Origin of the sequence: Pandoraea nosoerga (genome assembly GCF_902459585.1) — a bacterium.
In the GTDB taxonomy this organism is placed as follows: domain Bacteria; phylum Pseudomonadota; class Gammaproteobacteria; order Burkholderiales; family Burkholderiaceae; genus Pandoraea; species Pandoraea nosoerga.
The window spans coordinates 312664-326778 of sequence record NZ_CABPSC010000001.1 but is presented as its reverse complement, the minus strand read 5'-3'; the positions used below and the strand labels follow the sequence as shown (position 1 = coordinate 326778).

The 14115-nt window shown below is 66.1% G+C and carries 15 protein-coding genes; 4 read left to right on the top strand and 11 right to left on the bottom strand.

The genetic code is table 11. From position 1 onward, the window contains the following. The first annotated feature begins 24 nt into the window (after positions 1-24). Positions 25-1182: an A/G-specific adenine glycosylase gene (gene mutY, locus PNO31109_RS01445; RefSeq protein WP_150553853.1), complete on the top strand. Its 1158-nt coding sequence runs from the start codon at positions 25-27 to the stop codon at positions 1180-1182. A 46-nt stretch (positions 1183-1228) separates the two neighbouring features. Here the strand turns inward: mutY and rapZ are convergent, their stop codons facing one another. The 11 genes from rapZ to PNO31109_RS01390 all read right to left on the bottom strand — a co-directional run bounded on the left by rapZ (position 1229) and on the right by PNO31109_RS01390 (position 10473). Then, a complete protein-coding gene (gene rapZ, locus PNO31109_RS01440; protein WP_150553852.1) occupies positions 1229-2098 on the bottom strand; it encodes an RNase adapter RapZ in 870 nt (289 codons plus the stop codon). 368 nt (positions 2099-2466) lie between these two features. After that, positions 2467-2793, bottom strand: coding sequence for a PsiF family protein (locus tag PNO31109_RS01435; protein ID WP_150553851.1), 327 nt, complete (start codon positions 2791-2793; stop codon positions 2467-2469). Positions 2794-2925: 132 nt separating this feature from the next. Then, complete coding sequence (gene hprK, locus PNO31109_RS01430; protein WP_039407855.1) at positions 2926-3891, bottom strand: HPr(Ser) kinase/phosphatase; 966 nt, start codon at positions 3889-3891, stop codon at positions 2926-2928. A gap of 56 nt (positions 3892-3947) precedes the next feature. Continuing rightward, positions 3948-4403, bottom strand: coding sequence for a PTS IIA-like nitrogen regulatory protein PtsN (gene ptsN / locus PNO31109_RS01425; protein ID WP_150553850.1), 456 nt, complete (start codon positions 4401-4403; stop codon positions 3948-3950). Positions 4404-4629: 226 nt separating this feature from the next. Then, positions 4630-4983, bottom strand: a complete 354-nt coding sequence (gene hpf / locus PNO31109_RS01420; RefSeq protein ID WP_150553849.1) for a ribosome hibernation-promoting factor, HPF/YfiA family — start codon at positions 4981-4983, stop codon at positions 4630-4632. Positions 4984-5125: 142 nt separating this feature from the next. After that, positions 5126-6613, bottom strand: a complete 1488-nt coding sequence (locus PNO31109_RS01415) for an RNA polymerase factor sigma-54 (protein ID WP_150553848.1) — start codon at positions 6611-6613, stop codon at positions 5126-5128. Positions 6614-6707: 94 nt separating this feature from the next. Beyond that, complete coding sequence (gene lptB / locus PNO31109_RS01410) at positions 6708-7478, bottom strand: LPS export ABC transporter ATP-binding protein (RefSeq protein WP_150554154.1); 771 nt, start codon at positions 7476-7478, stop codon at positions 6708-6710. Positions 7479-7500: 22 nt separating this feature from the next. Next, complete coding sequence (gene lptA, locus PNO31109_RS01405; RefSeq protein WP_150553847.1) at positions 7501-8217, bottom strand: lipopolysaccharide transport periplasmic protein LptA; 717 nt, start codon at positions 8215-8217, stop codon at positions 7501-7503. Continuing rightward, complete coding sequence (gene lptC, locus PNO31109_RS01400) at positions 8214-8873, bottom strand: LPS export ABC transporter periplasmic protein LptC (RefSeq protein WP_150553846.1); 660 nt, start codon at positions 8871-8873, stop codon at positions 8214-8216. Before lptC ends, lptA begins: the two co-directional genes overlap by 4 nt. Before the next feature lie 24 nt (positions 8874-8897). Further along, complete coding sequence (locus PNO31109_RS01395) at positions 8898-9461, bottom strand: KdsC family phosphatase (protein WP_150553845.1); 564 nt, start codon at positions 9459-9461, stop codon at positions 8898-8900. 31 nt (positions 9462-9492) lie between these two features. Continuing rightward, positions 9493-10473 (bottom strand): KpsF/GutQ family sugar-phosphate isomerase, encoded by a 981-nt coding sequence (locus tag PNO31109_RS01390; RefSeq protein ID WP_150553844.1) that lies wholly within the window; start codon positions 10471-10473, stop codon positions 9493-9495. 204 nt (positions 10474-10677) lie between these two features. Here PNO31109_RS01390 and PNO31109_RS01385 point away from each other — a divergent pair, with 204 nt between their 5' ends. The 3 genes from PNO31109_RS01385 to PNO31109_RS01375 all read left to right on the top strand — a co-directional run bounded on the left by PNO31109_RS01385 (position 10678) and on the right by PNO31109_RS01375 (position 14075). Continuing rightward, the gene (locus PNO31109_RS01385) at positions 10678-12660 is read left to right on the top strand and encodes a monovalent cation:proton antiporter family protein (protein ID WP_150553843.1); all 1983 of its coding nucleotides are present in this window, start codon (positions 10678-10680) and stop codon (positions 12658-12660) included. 188 nt (positions 12661-12848) lie between these two features. Then, complete coding sequence (locus tag PNO31109_RS01380) at positions 12849-13400, top strand: adenine phosphoribosyltransferase (RefSeq protein ID WP_150553842.1); 552 nt, start codon at positions 12849-12851, stop codon at positions 13398-13400. A 60-nt stretch (positions 13401-13460) separates the two neighbouring features. Beyond that, complete coding sequence (locus PNO31109_RS01375; RefSeq protein WP_150553841.1) at positions 13461-14075, top strand: LysE family translocator; 615 nt, start codon at positions 13461-13463, stop codon at positions 14073-14075. Positions 14076-14115 lie beyond the last annotated feature (40 nt).

Sequence of the window (14115 nt, the reverse complement as noted above, 5' to 3'; positions counted from 1 at the left end):
CTCGACGCCTCCCCGGACATCCTCATGAACGCCTCTACCCCCGATTTCGCCGCCGGTTCGCTGGCCGACACCTTTGCCGAGCGGCTGATCGCATGGCAGGCCGAGCACGGCCGTCACGATCTGCCCTGGCAGAACACACGCGACGCGTACCGCATCTGGCTGTCCGAAATCATGTTGCAGCAGACGCAGGTCGCCACGGTGATCCCGTATTACGGCCGCTTTCTCGAGCGCTTTCCCGACGTCGCCGCGCTCGCCAGCGCGCCGCAGGACGATGTCATGGCGCTCTGGAGCGGCCTGGGGTACTACTCGCGTGCCCGCAACCTGCATCGCTGCGCCCAGGTGGTCGTGGCCGAGCATGGCGGGCGCTTCCCGTCGGATCCGGACACGCTCGCCACGTTGCCCGGCATCGGCCGTTCGACGGCCGCCGCGATCGCGGCATTCGCTTACGACGCGCACGCCGCGATTCTCGACGGCAACGTCAAACGGGTACTCGCGCGCGTGTTCGGCATCGAGGGGTTTCCTGGCACGCCGAAGATCGAGCGGGAGATGTGGGCGCTGGCCGAATCGCTGCTGCCCGATCACGATCTGCCGGCCTACACGCAAGGGATGATGGACCTCGGCGCCACGCTGTGCGGGCGCGGCAAGCCGCGCTGCGGCGAATGCCCGTTTGACAGCGATTGCGTGGCGCATGCGACGGGGCGCGAGCGCTCGTTGCCCACGGCCAAGCCGAAGAAGGCGCAGCCGGAGCGCTATGTCGATGTGCTGGTGATTCGCGCGGGCGGGCGAGTGCTGTTCGAGCGGCGCCCGGACAGCGGCATCTGGGGCGGCCTGTGGAGTCTGCCGGAGCTCACGCCGCCGACCGGCGCGCCAGCGCCCGACGACGCCTCACTGCGCGAGCGCCTGTGCGCGCACGCCGCGGCGCTCGGGGCGCAGCAGGGGGCGGTGCAGTCGCTCGCGCCGCTGCATGGGCTCACGCACGTCTTCACGCATTTCCGGCTGCACTTGCGTCCGTGGCTGGTAACGCTCTCGCCGTCTGCCCCCGGGCGGCAGCCGCCGGCGAGCGGCGCACGCCTGGCCTGGCTGGATGCGGCCGGTATCGCCGCCGCCGGTCTGCCGTCACCCATCCGAAAGATCGCCGACGCCTTGTCGCCGAGCGACGGTCAGTTGCTGCTGCCGGCCTGAAGCTCGCGCGCCCGACGTCCGCTGGCAGCGAGCGCGGTCGCGCCGCTCAGGCGGCCTCGAGCGGTGCGAGCTCGCGATGGCGCACGAGCACGCTCGCTTCCTGGCGAAAGCGCGCGCCGAGCGTCTCGGCGATGAAGACGGAGCGGTGCTGCCCGCCCGTGCAGCCGATGGCCACCGTCAGATAGCTGCGGTTGTCGCGCATGAAGCTCGGTAGCCACTTTTGCAGATACGCGCCGATGTCGTCGATCATTTCGGCGACCTCGGGAATGGCCGACAGGAAGTCGATGACCGGCTGATCGCGGCCGGTGAGCGGCCGCAACTGCGTGTCGTAGTAGGGATTGGGCAGCGAGCGCACGTCGAAGACGAGATCGGCGTCGAGCGGCACCCCGTGCTTGAAACCGAACGATTCGAACATCAGCGTAAGCCCGGTGTGATCGTGCTGCACGAACTCGCGGATCCAGCGGCGCAGCGCACTCGCGCGCAGATTGCTGGTGTCGATCTGGTGACCGAGTTCGGTCACGCTGTTGAGCATTTCGCGCTCTTTCTCGATCGCTTCGACGAGCGAGCCGTTGGCCGAGAGCGTGTTGTCGCCCACCGAGAGCGGATGGCGGCGGCGCGTCTCGGAGAAGCGCTGCACCAGGGTTTGCGTGTTGGCGTTGAGGAACAGCACGCGCACATCGTGGCCGAAGCGGCGCAGACCGCCGATGATCGGCGGCAGATCGGCAAGCGAGCCGCCGCTGCGCGCGTCGATGGCGACGGCAAGCCGCGTGTGATTCTGCGTTTCGAGATATTCGGCAAGCTCAGGCAGAAATCGCGACGGCAGGTTGTCGACGCAGTAATACCCGGCGTCCTCGAGGACATTCAGGGCGAGCGACTTGCCGGAGCCCGATACACCGGTAATGAGTACGATCTTCATGACATTTCCCGAATACAACCATCATGGTAAGCGATTGTGTCTTACGGGTGTCGAGCGGCGGGCTGTCCGGGCGTTGCGCTCTCCTCGGCAATGCTCGGCAATTCACGGCAAAGGTAGGCAATTCCAGGAGTTTCCGGCCGCTCCGGCCCGTTTAGGCCCGGTTAGGCCCTTTCCAGCCTCGCCGCCATTCCAGCCATTTCCAGCCCTTTTCAGCCGTTTTCAGCCGTTTTCAGCCGTTTTCGTCCGTTTTCGAACCTTCCGGCCCTTCCGGCCATTTCCCCGCGACCACGGGGCGATTCCGACTGCGCTACGCAAACGAAAACGGCGCCCGGAAGGGGCGCCGTTCGGCGTAGATTGGCGTCGATGCCTCAGGCGGCCGGCTTGTTCGACAGACAGGACTTCATGAACGCCTTGCGGTCGTCGCCCTTCTTGTCGCCCGCTTGCGCGTTGCAGGTCTTCATCTTCTCCTGCTGCGTTTGCTTGGCGGACGCGGCCGGCTTGTTCGACAGGCATTGCTTCATGAACGCCTTGCGATCGTCGCCCTTCTTGTCGCCGGCCTGCGCGTTGCACGCGGTCATCTTGTTTTGCTGTGCGTTGGCCTTCGGGGCTGCCTCGGGCGCGGCGGCGCTTTGGGCGAACACGGGCGACGCGAGCAGCGGGGATACCAGGAGCAGTGCAGCGAATGCTTTCTTCATGATCGTCTCTCCATTAAGGTCGACACGCACGGGGAAGAACCGCGTGGCGATTACAACATGAAAGAAAACGCGCCGCAATCGCGCTGCGTTGACAGAAAACCGCATGCAATGCGGTAAACCCGGAGACGCGGCTCAGAGCAGTTTGCCCTGCATCCCGTCGGGATCCTGCATGGCCTGGCGCTGGCGCTCCATGAAATCCTTGAGCGTGTCGATGCCGCGCAGTTGCAGGATCGTGTTGCGCACGGCGGCCTCCACGAGCACGGCGAGGTTTCGCCCGGCGGCCACTTGCAGGATCACCTTGTTGATGGGCAAGCCGAGCACATCCACCGTCTGCGCTTCGAGCGGCAGGCGCTGGAATTCGCCGTCCGGGCGGCGCACCAGTTGCACGATCAGCTTGAGCTTCATTTTCCGGCGCACGGCCGTCTCGCCGAAGATGGTCTTGATGTCGAGCAGGCCCAGCCCGCGCACTTCCAGCAGGTTTTGCAGCAGTGGGGGGCAGCGTCCTTCCACGAAATCGGGGCCCAGCCGCACGAAATCGACCGCATCGTCGGCGACCAGGCCGTGGCCGCGGCTGATCAATTCCAGACCGAGTTCGCTCTTGCCCAGCCCGGAGTCGCCGGTGAGGAGCACGCCCATGCCCAAAATGTCGATAAAAACGCCGTGCATCGTGCATCGCGGGGCGAACACGCGCGAAATGTACAGCCGCAGGCTGTCGATAACCGATGCGGTGGAGAGCGGGGTGGTGAACAGCGGTGTGGACGACCGGGTGCAGCGCAGCACCAGATCGGGCGGCGCCTCCAGTCCGTCGGCGACGACCAGGAACGGCGGCTCCAGGGCGATGACCTCGCCCATGTGGCGCTTGCGGTTCTCATCGCTCAGGCGCTGGTAATAGCGCAGTTCCGCCTCGCCGAGCACCTGAATGCGGTTCGGGTGGATGAGGTTCAGGTGACCCACGAGGTCGGCGCTGGAGGTGGCGGTGGCCACGCTCTCGGGCGTGAACCCGCGCTCCCAGCCCTCGTGGCCGGTGAGCCACGACAGACGCAGCGTCGCGGCGTTGTCATCGAAAATGCTTTGCGCGTTGATGCCGGTCAGTTCCACCGCGTCGCCTCGTTCGGTTGAGTATGGGAGCTACGGGACTCGAAGTTGGCGGCGGCTCAGGGCTGCCAGTTCGCCAGGGCCGTGTGAACGTCGTCGGCGCTGGGCGCGTTGCTCAATGTCTCGCGCATCGAGCGATCGGAGAGCAACTGCGCGATTTCGGACAGAATCTCGAGATGCTGCTGCGTGGCCTGTTCCGGCACGAGCAGGAAAAACAGCAGGGAGACGGGCTGGCCGTCGGGCGCCTCGAACGGAATCGGGTCGTCCAGACGCACGAAAGCCGCCATCGGATGCTTGAGTCCCTTGATGCGGCCATGCGGGATCGCCACGCCTTCGCCGAGCCCGGTCGAACCCAGGCGCTCGCGCGCGAACAGGTTGTCGGTGACGAGTGCGCGCGACAGTCCGGCGTTGTTCTCGAACAGGAGCCCGGCTTGCTCGAAGACACGCTTCTTGCTGGTGACGGACAGTCCAAGCAGGATATTGGACGCAGGTAAGAGTTTGACTAAACGGTTCATCTTGTAATGCGGGCGAACGCGTAGTCGCCCTCCAACCCCCGATTGACCTCGCATTATAGACCACCCGTAGGCGCGTCAGCCCAGACGCGTCGCCCCATACAAAAGGGGCCGTTCAACGGCCCCGCGGTGGGTGATGCCAGACTTATGACAGACGTAGATTCGCTCGTGTGGTTCCGTGCGGGCTTGCGTCAGTGACAGTCGATGCGACTACCTCGCCGGAAAGGAATTATTGGAGCGGTTCCGCCTCGGGCGGCTGTTGATGCTTGAGGGCTTCGCGACCATGATTCTGCACCTTGTCCTTGTACTGCATTACCTTGCGGTCGAGCATGTCGATCAGCTTGTCGATGGCGGCATACATATTTTCGTCACACTTTTCGACGAAAATTTCCTTGCCCTTGAGATACACGGTGACGCTGGCGATCTGGCGTCCGGCCTTCTCCTTGGTCTTATCGACAGAGAGGATCACCTCGGCGCCGATGAGCTGGTCGAAGTGCCGCAACACGCGTTCAAGCTTGTTGACGACGAATTCGCGCAGGGACGGCGTGAGCTCGAGATGGTGTCCACTGATCTTCAGATTCATAGCTGCTCTCCTTGCTGAAATGCCGAAGTGCAGGCCGCGTCATGAGCGGCGCTGGCTAGCGGGAGTGCGAGCCATTGACGTGACGCAATGTCGCACTGCGGCGTGATGCCCCAGCGAGCCAACATGGCGCACCAGGACTGTCCTACAAAGATTTGCGCAAGTTCACTGCGGGGATTCGCATGGCCTCGCGGTACTTCGCGACGGTGCGCCGCGCAACCACGAATCCTTGCTCTGCCAGCAGCTCCGCGATACGACTGTCGGAAAGGGGGCTTTGGGGGTCTTCTGCTCCTATCAGTTGCTTGATGAGGGCGCGGATGGCTGTCGACGACGCAGCCCCTCCGGCTTCGGTGGCCACATGCGACCCGAAGAAGTACTTGAGCTCGAAGGTTCCAAATGGAGTGAGCATGTACTTACTCGTAGTCACGCGTGAAATCGTGGATTCATGTAAACCCAGCGTATCAGCAATCTCACGTAAAACCAAGGGCCGCATGCCGATTTCGCCATGCGTGAAGAAGTTCTTTTGACGCTCGACAATGGCCTGCGCCACACGCAGGATCGTGTCGAACCGCTGCTGGATGTTCTTGATCAGCCAGCGCGCCTCCTGGAGCTGCTGCTGGAGATTGCCGGTGCCCGGGTCGTTGCGGTTGTTGCGCAGGATGCGCGCGTACATCTCGTTGATGCGCAGGCGCGGCATGACTTCCGGGTTGAGCTCGGCGCTCCAGCCGCTGCCCTGCCTGCGCACCAGTACGTCCGGCACGACGTAATCGGCGGGCGGCGAGCCGTAGGCGGCGCCCGGGAACGGGTCGAGCGAGCGGATCAGCTGGTGCGCGGCGCGCAGTGCGTCTTCGCTCACGCCGAGCAGGCGGCGCAGCCGCGTGTAATCGCGTGCCGCGAGCAATTCCAGGTGATCGCAGACGATGCGCAGCGAAAGCGTGCGAACGCCGCTCGCGGGCAGCCGCTGCAGTTGCAGACGCAGGCATTCGGCCGGATTGCGGGCGCCCACGCCCGCCGGATCGAAGCTCTGCAGCAGCGCGAGGGCGGCGTTGATCTCCTCGGTCTCGAGCGCCAGCTCTTCGGGCATTTCCGCCTGAATTTCGTCGAGCGTGGTGCCGAGATAGCCGTCTTCGTCGAGCGATTCGATAAGGAACTCGACCAGCGCGCGATCGCGCGGGCTGGCCTTGGTCACGCGCAACTGGGCGAGCAGGTGCTCGCGAAGGTTGGGGTGATCGACGTGCAGCTGGGGGCGAGCGTTGTCGTCGTCGTCCGAAGCGCTGCCCGTCCGGGCGAAATCGTTCAGGCTCCAGTCGCTGCCGTTATCGCTCGCCCCGTCCTCGAAGCGGGTTTCGCCGTCGAGTTCGCGGGCGTCGTCGTGGCCGTTGGCGGTGTCGGGGCCGTCGTTGCTGCTGCTCGCCGACGTGCTCCGTTCGTTGCGCAGCGACCCGTCCGTGCCCACGCGCACCGAGCCGGCGAGCCAGTCGTCTTCTCGCTCGAGCATCGGGTTCTGGGTAAGGGCGTGCTCGACTTCCTGCTGGAGTTCGAGCGTCGACAGTTGCAACAACCGAATCGATTGCTGCAACTGCGGCGTGAGGGTCAGGTGCTGCGAGGTGCGAAGTTGAAGAGTCGGTTTCATAGCGTGTCTCGCCTTCATTGTAGAGGCTTTGTCACGCCAACGGAACCGGCCCGGCGCCCTATCGGGGGCAGGGTTTACATGCGAAAAATTTCCTTTACATCCGGAAATTCTCGCCCAGATAGACGCGCCGCACGCTTTCGTCGGCCACGATCTGGTCGGGGGTGCCGGCAGCCAGCACGGAGCCTTCGCTGATGATGTAGGCGTGATCGCAGATGCCAAGCGTCTCGCGCACGTTGTGGTCGGTAATCAGGACACCGATGCCACGGTCTTTCAGAAAGCGCACAATGCGCTGGATTTCCAGCACGGCAATCGGATCGACGCCGGCGAAGGGTTCGTCGAGCAGGATGAACCGGGGCTGCGTGGCCAGCGCACGCGCGATTTCCACGCGACGGCGCTCGCCGCCCGAGAGCGACATTGCCGGGTTCTCGCGCAGATGGCTCACCTGCAGTTCGTCGAGCAGCGCCTCGATGCGGCGCTCGATCTCGTCGCGCTTGAGCGGCTTGCCGGCGGCATCGACCTGCAGTTCGAGCACGGCGCGGATGTTGTCCTCGACCGTGAGCTTGCGAAATACCGACGCTTCCTGCGGCAGGTACGACACGCCCATGCGGGCGCGCTCGTGGATCGGCAGTTCGCTGATGAGATTGCCGTCGAGCTGGATTTCGCCGTCGTCGGCGGGCACCAGCCCCACGATCATGTAGAACGAGGTGGTCTTGCCCGCACCGTTCGGCCCGAGCAAGCCGACGACCTCGCCGCTCTTCACGTCGAGCGAGACGTCCTTGACGACGGTACGCGCGCCGTACTGCTTCTTGAGCGAGCGCACGACGAGCGCGCTCGGCTTGCCCGACGGGCCGGCGCCCGGATTGATGCTGGAGGCGTTGCTGGCAGGATTACTCACGCGGATTCCCGATGCTTTTGGAGGGGGACAGCGGCGGCAGGTCGCCCTTGGGCGCCGCGGCGGGCTTGCTCGCCCCGCCCGGCTGCGCCTGGTTGGCCCCGGTGGCGTTGCGCGGCGCGAGCGTGGCGCGCACGCGGCCCTTCGGATTGTTGGCGTTGACCTGGTCGGCGCCGCTGTTGGCGGTGTAGACCTCGTTGTAGGTGTCGTAGGTGATCACGCTGCCGTGAATCTCGTCGAGCACGCGCGTGCCGCCGGCCAGCCGCTTGAGCGTGGCCTGCGTGGTGAGCGTGGCGACTTCGGTCTTGCCGTTGTAATAGATCGTCTGGCCCCACCCGTCGATGTACTCGTCCACGCCGTCGCGCTTCTGGCGCATGTACGCGAGCGGGCCGCCCGGCTTGTAGAACGCCGTGGCGTACTGATAGCCCTCCGGATCCTGAGTCACTTCGACGCGATCGGCCTTGAGGAGAATCGTCCCCTTGGTCATCGTCACGTTGCCGGTGAAGATGTTGACCTGCTTGAGGTCGTCATAGCTCATGTGATCCGATTCGATGTTGAGCGGCTTGTCGCGGTCGGCACGCTCGGCGTGCGCGAGCGGCGCGCTCAGCGTGGCCAGTGCGCCGAAGACGGCGAGCGCTGCGAAGGCAGCGGCCACCGTGCGCAGCGCACGCAGCGATCGGGATGCAGGTCGCAGGTTGCGGCGATCGATCATGGGGTCTTGGGGCCCTGTTTGGTCTGGGGGGCCGCGCTCGGCGCGGCGGGCGGTGCCGGACGTTTGTTGCTCAGTTCCGCCGGCTGGATGGTGCCGTGGACGTTGCCGAGCAATTGTACGGCCCGCGTGATGTTATTGAAAATCATGCCGTCACCGTACATGACGGAGGCGCCGCGATAGAGCTGGACAGGCTTCTCCGTGCGCACGATGTCCTCGTTCACCAGCACCTGGAAATGCTCGGAGAGCGCGCGCATTTCGGGGTCGCGCGGTCCCGGCTGACGCACCACGACAGCGTTGTCGTACAGGTCGACGACCGACATGTCGGCATTGAGCGTGCCGCGCTTGCCCGTGGCCGTCACTTCCGGCTGGTCGGGGGTGAAGGCGCGCACCGCCGGCAGCGTCATGGCGGTGGTCTGGTCGTCCTCGAAGTGCGTCATGTGCACGGCGTTGACGCGGTACTGCGTCTGGCCGCTCGCCGAGAGCATGGAGATCACCATGTCATCGGCGTAGTAATCGGGGATGTGCTGCTTCACATACGGCGTGCGATCGGCGTTCGACGGCAGCGTGCGTTGCACGAGCCAGTACGTGCCGGCCGCGAGGCAGGCGAGCACGGCGATCGCGATCAGGGAGGCGGGCGAGACGCGTTGAATGGCCATGGGCGGGGCGGCTTCCTCGGGGCGTCAGGCCAGTGCTTCGGCAAGCAGGGCGTCGTAACGTCCCTGCGCGCGCAGGATGAAGTCGCACAGCTCGCGCACGGCGCCTTCGCCGCCGCGCGTGGCGCCGATCCAGTGGCAGCGCGCCTTCACTTCGACGTGGGCGTTCGCCGGGCAGGCCGCGAAGCCCACGCGCGTGAGCACGGGCAGATCGGGCCAGTCGTCGCCGATGTGCCCGCACGCCTCGGGGGCGGCCGACACCTTGGCGCAGAGGTCCTCGAACGCTTCGCGCTTGTCGTGCACGCCCTGGTATACATGTGCGACGCGCAGATCGGCCGCGCGCCTGGCGACGATATCGGACTGGCGCCCCGTGATGATCGCCGTGACGATGCCGGCCTCGGCGAGCAGCTTCAGGCCGTGACCGTCAAGCGAGTCGAACGTCTTGATGACTTCGCCGGCCGGGCCGTAACGCAGGCCGCCGTCGGTGAGCACGCCGTCGACGTCGAAGACCATCACGCGCACACGCGCGGCGCGCGCGCTCGCGTCGGCGACGTCGAAATGGGTGAACGGGGTGTGGCTGGGCTGACTCATCGGCAAGAAGCAGGGGCTTGAGGGCGGGGACTCACACGACCTTCGCGGCGAACAGGTCGTGGACGTTCAGCGCCCCGACGAGGCGGCCGTTCTCGGTGACGAGCAGTTGCGTGATGCCGAAGCGCTCCATCAACTCGGCCGCTTGCGCCGCGAGCTGGTCGGGGCCGATCGTGCGCGGGCCGGCCTTCATCACGTCGGCCAGCCTGAGCGTGCTGAAATCCAGCGTGCGCTTGAACAGGCGGCGCAGGTCGCCGTCGGTGAAGATGCCCACGACCTGATCGTCGCCATCGACGATGGCCGTCATGCCGAGTCCCTTGGCGGTCATCTCGAGCAGCGCCTCGGACAGGCTCGCGTCCGAGCGCACGCGCGGGACGCGATCGCCGGTGCGCATCACGTCCCGCACGAAAGTGAGCAGGCGGCGTCCGAGCGCGCCGCCTGGGTGCGAGCGGGCGAAGTCTTCGGCGCCGAAGCCGCGTGCGTCGAGCAGGGTGACGGCCAATGCGTCGCCGAGCGCGAGGGCGGCCGTGGTGCTGGCAGTCGGCGCGAGGCCCAGCGGGCAGGCTTCCTTGTCGACGTGCGCATCCAGGTGCACGTCCGAGAGCCGCCCCAGGCTCGACGCGGCGTTGCCCGTCATGGCGATGAGCTTCGCGCCAAGGCGCTTGATCGTCGGCAGAATGCTGACGATTTCGCCGGTCTCGCCGGAGTTGGAGAGCGCGACGACGACGTCGTCGGCCGTGATCATGCCGAGGTCGCCGTGGCTGGCTTCGGCAGGATGAACGAAGAATGCGGGCGTGCCGGTGCTGGCGAACGTGGCGGCCAGCTTGCGGCCGATGTGGCCCGACTTGCCCATCCCGGTGACGACGACGCGTCCGCGGCAGGCGAGCAGCAGCGAGACGGCTTCGAAGAAGCTATCGTCGAGGTGCGCGGAGACGCGTTCGATGGCGTCGGCTTCCGTGCGCAACACCTCCCGGGCAACCTCGAGCGCCCGGCCTGGATTGATTTTCGCTATCATGCGCGGAGTATATCAAAACGGATGCGGCGCCGAGGTGCAGCCGCGCCACGCCTGGCCCCGCGCGCATCGGACAGGGCCCCGGCACGTTCGGATATCGCCTGGTTTCCCGATGGAGACCGCCGCCCGGACGCAAACTGGCACGGCACTTGCATGACATCCGGTCATGACAGTTTCGCGCTTCTCTCTGGAAATCCACCTTCGCTGATGGCATCGCCGCTCGAACTCACACTCGTCTTGCTGTTTGCCGCCTGTCTCGGGGTGGTGCTGTTCCGCATGCTTCATCTGCCGCCCATGCTCGGCTATCTGAGCGTCGGCATCGTGATCGGCCCGCACGCGCTCGGGCTGGCTGCCGACTCGCAGCGCGTGCAGTACCTCGCCGAATTCGGCGTTGTCTTCCTGATGTTCTCGATCGGCATCGAATTCTCGCTGCCCAAGCTCAAGAGCATGCGACGCATCGTGCTCGGCCTGGGCGTATCCCAGGTGCTGGGCACGCTGCTCATCGCGCTCGGCCTGGGCGCGCTCGTCAACCTGTTCTGGTCGTTCTCGTGGCAGGCATCGGTGGCGCTGGGCGGCGCTCTGGCAATGTCGTCCACCGCGATCGTCACCAAGATGCTCGCCGAGCGGCTCGAGCTGGAGACCGAGCACGGCCGCAACATCATGGGCGTGCTGCTGTTCCAGGACCTCGCGGTGGTGCCGCTGCTCATCGTGATCTCCGCGCTGGGCGGCAACTCGAAGGCGCTGGTCCTGGCGCTGTCGCTCGCGGCGCTCAAGATCACCGGCGCACTGGCGCTGCTGCTCTGGCTCGGACAGAAGCTCGTCGGCCGATGGTTTCACGTGGTCGCGGCGCGGCGCTCGCAGGAGCTGTTCATGCTCAACCTGCTCCTGCTCACGCTGGGGCTTGCCTACATTACCGAGCATCTCGGTCTGTCCATGGCGCTCGGCGCGTTCATCGCGGGCATGCTGATCGCCGAGACGCCGTACCGGCACCAGGTGGAAGACGACATCAAGCCGTTTCGCGACGTGCTGCTCGGCCTGTTCTTCATCACCACGGGCATGCTGCTCGATCCCGCGATCGTGATGAAGCAGCCGCTGCTCGTGCTGCTTTTCTTCGTCGGCCCGCTGCTCGTCAAGTTCACCCTCATCGCCGGTCTCGCGCGCGTGTTCGGCAGTCCGCCGGGCACGGCGATCCGCACCGGCCTGGGCCTTGCGCAGGCCGGCGAGTTCGGCTTCGTGCTGCTCAATCTGGTGATCGACCGCGAACTGCTGGACCCGTCGCTGTCGCAGGCGGTGCTCGCGGGCATGCTGCTGTCGATGCTCTGCGCACCCTTCCTGATCATCAACGCCGATCGCATCGCGCTGCGCTTCGTCGCCAACGAATGGATGATGCAGTCGCTGCAGATGACCCGCATCGCCACGCAAAGCATCAAGACCTCGGGCCATGTCATCATCTGCGGCTATGGCCGATGCGGGCAGAACCTCGCGCGCATGCTCGAGCAGGAGGGCATTGGCTATGTGGCGCTCGACCTCGATCCCGACCGCGTGATGGAGGCGGCGCGCTCCGGCGAGACGGTCGTGTTCGGTGACGCGGCCCGGCGCGAGGCGCTGGTCGCCGCGGGCATCCACCGCGCCGCGGGTATCGTGGTGACATACGACAGCACGCCGGCGGCGCTCAAGGTGCTGGCGCAGGTGCAGGCGCTGGAGCCGACCCTGCCGGTGGTCGTGCGCACCGTCGACGACACGCACATCGACGACCTGATTGCCGCCGGCGCCACCGAAGTGGTGCCCGAGATCGTGGAGGGCAGCCTGATGCTCGCCTCCCACGCGCTGGTGCTCATGGGCGTGCCGATGCGCCGGGTGTTGCGCCGCGTCGCACAGGCGCGCAACGAGCGCTACAGCCTGCTGCGCGGTTACTTCCACGGCATCGACGACGAAGACGAAGGCGGCGAGCGCGAACAGGTGCGGCTGCAGTCGGTGCCGCTCACACTGAACGCCGACGCGGTCGGCCGCACGCTCGGCGAATTGCGGCTCGACAAGCTCGGCGTGACGGTCACGGCGATCCGGCGCCACGGCATCCGGGGCGTGGAGCCCGTGGCCGAGACGCGGCTCATGGCCGAGGACATCGTCGTGCTGCGCGGCCTGCCCGACAAGCTGGTGCTCGCGGAGCAGCGCCTGCTGGGCAACGGGTAAGCAACCGGTAAGCAGCGGACGAGCAGCAGGTAAGCAGCGCGTAAGGAGTTGGAAGGCGGTGCGCGGAGGCAAATGTCCGGACGCCCGCGCACGCATGAGAGCCCGCCACGCCGACAGCGGGGCGGGGCCACCGGGCCTTTTTGGCATAATGTGGCGTGTTACCTCTCAGTACCGAAACAAGGATCCCCGTGCAGATCGACGAGTCCCCTGCCGCCTACATCAAGAGCCAGATTCGCACCGTGCCGGACTGGCCTTCGCCGGGCGTGCAGTTTCGCGACATCACGCCATTGCTCAAGAACCCGCGAACCCTGCGGGTGCTGATCGACGTGTTCGTGCATCGCTACATGGCGCAGCGCCCGGACTATGTCGCCGGACTGGACGCCCGCGGCTTCATTCTCGGCTCGATCCTGGCCTATGAGCTGAACATCGGCTTCATCCCCATTCGCAAGAAAGGCAAGCTGCCTTACCAAACGGTCGCCGAGGAGTACGAACTCGAGTACGGCAGCGCGACGGTCGAAATCCATGCCGACGCCTGCGGTCCGGGCGATCGCGTGCTGCTCATCGACGATCTGGTCGCCACTGGCGGCACGATGCTCGCCGGCAAGAAACTGCTCGAGCGCCTGGGCGCGACGGTAATCGAAGGGGCGGCCATCGTCGACCTGCCGGAGCTGGGCGGCTCGCGCCTCATCAGCGAGGCGGGCCTGCCGCTATTCCTGCTGTGCTCCTTCGAGGGCCACTGACCTTGCGGCATTCGCCATTGACGCACCCCGTGCAACCTCACCCATGAACCGGACGTCCCGATGCCCAACCTTTGGCTGTTTCTGCTGAGCTCGGTGGCAATCACGCTCGCGCCCGGGCCCGACAACATGCAGGTCATCGCGCGGGGCATTGCGCAGGGCCGCCGGGCGGGTCTTGCCGCCGCGGCGGGCTTCACCTTCGGCTGCCTCTTTCACACGAGCATCGCGGCGATCGGCCTTGCGGCGGTGCTGCGTTCGTCACCGTGGGCGTTCGAGGCGATCAAGCTCGCAGGTGCGGCGTATCTCCTCTGGATCGGCATCAAGGCATTGCGCGCGCGAGGCGCAATGGCGCTGGCAAGCGAGGCCCGGGCGCAGCCGCTTGGCGCGGTGTTCCGCCAGAGCGTGTTCGCCAACATGCTCAATCCGAAGGTCACGCTGTTCTTTCTGGTGTTCCTGCCACAGTTCGTGAGCGCCGATGCGTCGCACCCGGGCTGGCAGATGCTGCTGCTCGGCCTCGTGTTCATGGCGCAGACCATCGTCGTGTTCAGCGCATACGGCTGGTTCGCCGGTGTGCTCGGCACGTGGCTCAAGCGCCGGCCCGGCGCGGGACGCTGGCTCGACCGTGCGGCAGGAGCGATCTTCATCGGCCTGGGGCTGCGCGTGGCATTGCAGGGATAATGCGCGAGGCGCCGAAGTGCAACGGTGCGGGCGGCGCCAC